This window comes from Rhodococcus jostii NBRC 16295, assembly GCF_001894825.1.
GTDB classification, from domain to species: Bacteria; Actinomycetota; Actinomycetes; order Mycobacteriales; family Mycobacteriaceae; genus Rhodococcus_F; species Rhodococcus_F jostii.
Genome location: NZ_BCWY01000283.1, coordinates 1 through 527, shown reverse-complemented (window position 1 = coordinate 527; position 527 = coordinate 1). Strand labels below are relative to the sequence as shown.

Below are 527 nucleotides of genomic sequence, written 5' to 3'. Positions count from 1 at the left end.
CCAAGCCGTCGTCGTCCGGAAAGCTCGGCATCGAGTACTCGCGCCGGTGGTGGGAGACGGAGGACCGCATCTACGGCGGCGCATCCAACACCGACAAGGACATCTCGCAGATCATGTTCCCGTACGACCACTACAACTCCGATCGCGGTGTGGTCGTCGCCTACTACAGCAGCGGCAAGCGGCAGGAGGCGTTCGAGTCCCTCACCCACCGCCAGCGGCTCGCCAAGGCGATCGCGGAGGGCTCGGAGATCCACGGCGAGAAGTACACCCGCGACATCTCGTCGTCATTCTCGGGCAGCTGGCGGCGCACCAAGTACTCAGAGAGTGCCTGGGCGAACTGGGCGGGCAGCGGCGGATCGCACGGCGGGGCGGCCACCCCCGAATACGAGAAGCTGCTCGAACCCGTCGACAAGATCTACTTCGCCGGCGACCACCTGTCCAACGCCATCGCCTGGCAGCACGGCGCCCTGACGTCCGCCCGCGACGTCGTCACCCACATCCACGAGCGCGTGGCCCAGGAAGCCTGA

General features: G+C 66.8%; 1 protein-coding gene. It reads left to right on the top strand.

What is annotated here, in order from left to right:
• A partial coding sequence (locus RJ1_RS45215) for a flavin monoamine oxidase family protein (RefSeq protein ID WP_174695098.1) occupies positions 1-527 on the top strand: 527 nt, incomplete at its 5' end.